The following is a 6,790-nucleotide window of genomic DNA, read 5'->3' as shown; positions in this document are numbered from 1 at the left end:
CTATTTTGCGAAAGCCCCTTTAACTTTTTCTAATCTTATATTTCCAGTAGTAGTTACATACACTTGGCTTATACCTTCTTTAATGCAAATAACATTGTTAATATTATATATAGGTATAGATATTAACTGATTTTTTAGTATTTTTTCACATTTCTCATAGATAATTTTTCTTTTTTCGTCATTCATTTCATATTTTGCAGAATTAATAAGATTGTAATATTCTTCATTTTCAGATGATATAAGATTATTATTAGAAATCTTATGGAAACTCTCAAAATATTCTCCAGGATTTCTATAGCCGAAATCAAACCTCTGCAATACTATATCATAATCCCCTTTTTCAACAGCATTTTTCAATTCTTCTTTAGAATATTCTTTTAAAACTATTTCTGAATCAGTACACTCTTTAATATCAATACTTAAATCTTCAACAATTCTCTTATTCAAGTTATTTTTTTCAAAAATTACTTTTATTTCAGGCTTTTCATTGATATTAACCTTGCTAAAGAATTCTTTAGCTTTTTCAGTATTTCCAAAAACCGAGAATGCCTGTTCTGTTTTTTCTGTTTCCATCACATAGGATGTAGCTGGCGTAAGTAATTCTTTGCATATAAGTTGAGAATAGTATTCCTTTGATAAAAGTGAGTTTATAGCTATTCTAAAATTTACATCTCCACCAACAGTTTCTTTATCTGGGTTAAAACTTAAATAATATATAGCTGACCCATTAAAGCTTTTCACCATTGAATTTTGAGATAATCTTAAAAGTTCATTTATAGGAGCATCCATCATTATATCAATACTACCTGAAAAATAATCTGTATTAGTATCCGTTGACTTTTCAAAAATAGCTAAAGTATTTTCTTCGCTGTTTAAAAATGTAATTCTAATAGTTTCATCAGTAATTTTAGTTCTTTCATAATGCTTTTGATTTTTTTCTATATAGATTTCATCACTCTTTACATCTTTAATTACAAAGGGACCTGTATACCTTATTGAAGTAAAATTTTCCTTATACCTATCCAATGTTCCGTAATCTCTAAGGTTAAATACCGGGTTAGCTATGATATTAATAAAATAAGGGCTTTTATAATTTAGTCTAATAGCTATGGTACTATCATCTTTTACGTTTATTGCCACATTTGAAAAATCACTAATTCCTTCTCTAAACTCCTTAGCTCCATATATACAATCTAAACTACTAGCATATACATTATTTTCATCACTTAAAAAGTTTTTAAAAAAACTCTTAATTGCCTCTGCAGTAATTTTTTCTCCTGTGCTATAATATATATCCTCTCTTAATATAAAAGTGTATTCTAAGCCATCTTCTGAAGTTATTATCTCCTTTGCAAGTGCTGGTACTATTTCTCCATTATTATCTTCTTTTACTAAACCTTCAAAAAGTGTTATTAGCAAATCTTTATCTCTTACAGTATTTTCTCTTGTTAACTGTAACTCTTCAGGATTTACATTCATATTGTAAGTTATATAATCCATTTTACTATATTTTGCATAATTTAATTTATCTTTCTCAATAGATATACCCGCTAAAATTATTATAATGCAAAGTACTGTAAATATTATTTTCTTCACCACAACACCTCCTATATTTAAAATTATTTACTCATTTATTTCAAAATAAACAATTCTGATCAAGTTAACACAAAATTCTTCTTTTCCAATTGTAAACATGTGATATAATATTTATAATAATGTGTAAATAAATTGGAGGTATCTTATGGTTTACTTAGATATTATATTGAAAATATTAGGAATCTTATCTTTAATAACTTTTATGATAATAATCATTTGGGGATTTGTTGTTTTCAATTCTATATATAGCCAGCTGAGATATAGTAATTATATACTTGAAAAAATCTCACATATATTAAATATTTCATGTATAGATATGCACGCTAAAGAAAAGGAACAACAACAAAAATCTGAAATAATTGATGAAAACTCTAATTCAGAGCGTTTAGATAGTACTTCTGACTCTACTATCTAGAATAATAATTATTTAGTTATGGATGATACTCCTAATCAACAGAAAAATTTATATTGATTAGATGTATAGTACAATACAAATTATTTACTATAGCAATTAGCCCCATGGATAAAAACTCCATGGAGCTAATGCTTTCTACTTTAAATCATTCCCTTAAACTCTTCTTCAGAAATTACTCTAATTCCCAATTCTATAGCTTTATTATACTTAGAACCTGGGTCTTCTCCAACTATAACAAAGTCTGTTTTTTTACTTACAGAACCTGCTACCTTTGCACCGAAACTTTCTAATTTATCTTTAATTTCATTTCTTGAAAATTCTTTTAAACTTCCTGTAACTACAATGGTTTTATCTTTAAAAGGATTTTCATCTATTTGCTGAACTTGTTCCTCCCTTGGAGTTACACCCAATTTTAATAGCTCATTTATTGTTTCTCTAGATTTATCTAATGAGAAGAATTCAACTATATTTTTTGCAACTATATCTCCTATATCAGGAACTGATATTAATTCTTCAAAGGATGCTTTCTCAATACTTTTTAAAGTTTTGAATTTCTTTGATAAATCCTTAGCTGTTTTTTTACCTACATTAGGAATACCTAGTCCATATATAAATGAAGATAATTCACATTCTTTACTATTCTCTAATGCCGTTAAAAGATTTGTAGCTTTCTTATCTCCAAATTTTTCTAATCCAACTAATTCCTCTTTTTTTATTCTATATAAATCTGCTACGGACTTTATTCCAAGTTTTTCAAATAACTGTTCAGCAGTTTTTTCACTAAATCCAGCTATATTCATAGCTTCTCTGCCAGCGTAGTGAACTATAGTTTTTACCATTTGAGGCTTACATGCTAAGGTGTTTTCACAAAACAAATGCACTCCATCTCTAAATAGTTCTTCCCCACAACTAGGACATACTTTAGGCTCTTCAATAGAAATACTTCTTTCTAATGACTCCTCTACTACTCCCATTATTTCCGGAATTACATCATTAGATCTTCTAACAAATACTGTAGCTCCAACTTTCACTCCCTTACGCTGAATATCATCTAAGTTATTCAAAGTAGCTCTTTTAACTGTTACACCACCTAATTCTACTGGCTCAAGAATTGCAGTAGGACTAACTCTTCCACTTCTACCTACATTCCATTCTACATCCAAAAGCTTAGTAGTTGTTTCTTCTGCTTCAAACTTATAAGCTATTGCCCACTTAGGAAACTTAATTGTATATCCTAATACCTCTCTAGTTTTTATATCATCAATTGCTATAACTACCCCATCTATGTCATAATTCAAGTCGTTTCTAATATTATTAATATATTCAACTTGTTTTTCTATCTCATCAATATTAGTGCATGTTTCCATATAATTATCTATAGGGAATCCCATTTTTTTTATAAAATTCATCATTTCAGTATACGTATTAAATGGATTTCCTTTATTATATCCAACATCATAGAAGAAAGCAGATAAATTTCTTCTGGCAGTCTCCTTTACATTTAAATTTCTAAGAGCTCCAGCTGCTCCATTCCTTAAGTTCTTTAATGGAATAGAGGCATTTTTATTATAGTTTTCAAAAGCTTCCTTTGTCATAATAGCTTCACCATGAACTTCGATTATACTGTGATTATCTATTATGAGTGGAATGGATTTTATAGTTTTTACTTGACTAGTAATGTCTTCTCCAATTTCTCCAGTCCCTCTAGAAGATCCAACTATTAAAATCCCCTCTTGGTTATAGGTCAAATTTATAGAAAGTCCATCAAACTTTTTAGTAACAATATACTTAACACTTGGTAGTTTTTCTTCATGATTACTATTATACTCATTTATAACTTTGATATTTCTATTATGCCAATTCTTAATTTGTTCTATGGATTGAGCCTTATCTAAACTCCAAAGAGGAGCTCTATGTTTATATTTTTTAAATTCATCTAAAACTATATCTCCTACTCTTAACGTTGGTGAATAAGGTAAAACTTCTTCAAGTTCACTTTCTAAAACTTTAAGTTCATCATATTTTTTATCATATTCTTTATCAGATATGATAGGATTATCTAGTACATAGTATTCATAGGAGTATTTATTTAACTCCTCTACTAACTTTAGCATTTTACTGCGCTTATCATTACTCATTATAACGCTTCCTCCTATTAACTTTAAAATAGCTCCTATATATATTTAAAATTTAATTATAGGCTATGTTTTATTAACATCTAAAACATAGCCTATAATAAACTTATTCTGCTGTCTTCGTGGCTTTCTTACACTATATTAAGCTAGTTCAAGACCTGCCTTATTAAGCATAAGCTTTTTGATTCCCATATTGTTAAAAGCTATAGTAACTATAGTTTCTCCATTGTCTGAGGATATAGATACTACAGTTCCCACTCCAAATTTACCATGTCTTACTTTTACCCCTATAGTAAGTTCTTCTTTAGCTGCACATTTTTCAACTCCACATTCCATACCACTAATTTCACTTGAAGCCATAGGTTTCTTTGAATTATAAAAACCACTTCTAAAGGAGTGAGGATTATTATTAACTTTATTATTTACTTTATTGTTAATATTATCAAAATTTCCTCTAGATTGAGTTCCTCCATCATCATTCAAATCACATTTTAATTCCTTAGGTATTTCACTTATGAAGTCTGATATAGGATATCCCACAGTTCTACCAAATACCATTCGCTGCTCTGCCGATGATATATATAGCATTTCTTCAGCTCTTGTAATGGCAACATAGCAAAGTCTTCTTGATTCTTCCATCTCATTAAAATTATTCAAAGAAGCCATGCCTGGAAATATTCCATTTTCCATTCCAACTAAGAAAACTACCGGAAATTCAAGTCCTTTTGAACTATGAACAGTCATCATTACTACTGCATTATTCTCTTCATCTAAATTATCTATATCAGAAACCAAAGTTACCTTTTCTAAAAAGGCACTTAAGGATTTATCTTGTGAAGAATTTTCAAAGACTACAGCATCAGATACAAGTTCCTTTAAGTTTTCTATTCTACTTTCATCCTCGGCACTACTAGAGCATTTAAGCATTTTCATGTATCCACTTCTATCTAAAATATCCTCAATTAGTTCAGGTACACTTATATTCTCTGCATCCACTATAAGAGTATTCATTAAGCTCACAAATTTATTTATAGATGTTATAGCTCTTGCAGAAAGATTTGGTATAAATTCTGCATCTAAAAGTGCATCATACATGCATATATTATTTTCTGCTGCAAATTCCTGTACCTTAGCTATGGTTGTGTCTCCAATACTTCTTTTAGGCTCATTTATAATTCTTTTTAAACTTATATCATCAAGAGGATTATTTATCACTTTTAAGTAAGCCATAATATCCTTAATTTCTTTTCTTTCATAGAATCTGAGTCCCCCTACTATTTTATAGGTTATCTCATTCCTTCTAAAGGCTTCCTCAAATATACGCGATTGAGAGTTCATTCTATAAAGTATAGCAAAATCTTTTAAGCTTCTATTTTCTTCTCTTATCATTCTTTTAATTTGAGTTGCTACAAAGTTTCCTTCATCTATGTCGCTATAGGCTCTGTATACTTTTAACTTTTCTCCAGATTCACTTTCAGTTCTTAATACTTTATCTTTTCTTTGCGCATTATTTGTTATAACCTTATTAGCAGCCTCTAATATGTTTGATTTGGACCTATAGTTTTGCTCCAACTTAATAACCTTTGCTCTTGGAAAGTCCTTTTCAAAGTCCAATATATTATTTATATCTGCACCTCTCCATGCATAAATACATTGATCGTCATCTCCAACTACACATATATTTTCATTTTCATTAACTAAAAGCTTTATCAATTCATATTGACATTTATTAGTATCTTGATACTCATCTACAAGAATATATTTAAATTTTCTTCTATAAAACTCTCTAACCTCATCATTTTCTTTAAGCAGTTTAACAACTAAATAAATTAGATCATCAAAATCCAAAGAATTTGTAGTTTTTAATTTCTTTTCATAGGTTAGATAAACATCTGCTATCTTATTCATTCGAAAGTTTCCTTCATTTTCTTTTTTAAACTTTTTTGCAGATATTAATTTATTTTTAGCATCGGAAATTTTTGAGATAATTTCTCCATCAGTTATGTCTTTATCATTGATATTAAGTTCTTTCATGCACTGCTTTACTAGTGATTTAGCATCGTAACTATCATATATAGTAAAATTTTTATTGTATCCTAACTTATCAATTTCTCTTCTTAAAATTCTTACACAACTAGAGTGAAAAGTTGAAACCCACATTGTATCAACTATATCTCCTACTAATAATTTAACTCTTTCCTTCATCTCTCCTGCTGCTTTATTTGTAAAAGTTAAAGCTAAAATCTGTGAGGGATATATATTTAAATCATTTATCATATGTGCCATTCTATAAGTAAGAACCCTAGTCTTTCCTGATCCTGCACCTGCTAAAATTAACAAGGGGCCTTCTACGGTAATAGCTGCTTCGTATTGCTCCTTGTTTAATAGCTTTTGTAAATCCATCTAATCACTCCTAAATTTATAGTTATCTAATGTAATTTATTAATCTTCCTTATCCTATAATACTATACTATGGATATTTAACCTATTCTTTATTATACCATATACTATGAATTTATAAACGACATATAACTAATTACTCAAGAGGTTACTACATCATAACCTTATATTGTCATTATTTTAATTGCTAATATGTTGATTAAATTGAAAAAGTCTTACTCTCTTTAAAATGTACCCTAAGTCA

4 protein-coding genes are annotated in these 6,790 nt (G+C 28.7%); 1 reads left to right on the top strand and 3 read right to left on the bottom strand.

What is annotated here, in order from left to right; translation table 11 throughout:
* Entirely contained in the window at window positions 1-1,596 is a 1,596-nt protein-coding gene (locus B3630_RS09750; protein ID WP_346897670.1) for an ABC transporter substrate-binding protein, read from the bottom strand.
* 145 nt (window positions 1,597-1,741) lie between these two features.
* Between B3630_RS09750 and B3630_RS09745 the strand changes: the two genes are divergently transcribed.
* Window positions 1,742-2,011 carry a hypothetical protein gene (locus B3630_RS09745; RefSeq protein WP_150845066.1) on the top strand — a complete coding sequence of 90 codons (270 nt, stop codon included), beginning with the start codon at window positions 1,742-1,744 and terminating at the stop codon, window positions 2,009-2,011.
* Between the two features lie 140 nt (window positions 2,012-2,151).
* On the opposite strand, the gene ligA is transcribed toward B3630_RS09745, so the two are convergent.
* The gene (gene ligA / locus B3630_RS09740) at window positions 2,152-4,149 is read right to left on the bottom strand and encodes an NAD-dependent DNA ligase LigA (protein WP_346897668.1); all 1,998 of its coding nucleotides are present in this window, start codon (window positions 4,147-4,149) and stop codon (window positions 2,152-2,154) included.
* 138 nt (window positions 4,150-4,287) lie between these two features.
* Window positions 4,288-6,549, bottom strand: coding sequence for a DNA helicase PcrA (gene pcrA, locus B3630_RS09735; RefSeq protein ID WP_346897666.1), 2,262 nt, complete (start codon window positions 6,547-6,549; stop codon window positions 4,288-4,290).
* Window positions 6,550-6,790: the final 241 nt, after the last annotated feature.

Source organism: Clostridium sp. UBA7503, assembly GCF_002477055.1.
Taxonomy (GTDB): domain Bacteria; phylum Bacillota; class Clostridia; order Clostridiales; family Clostridiaceae; genus Clostridium_J; species Clostridium_J sulfidigenes.
The sequence above is the reverse complement of the archived record's forward strand: the minus strand, read 5'-3'. Positions and strand labels throughout refer to the sequence as shown.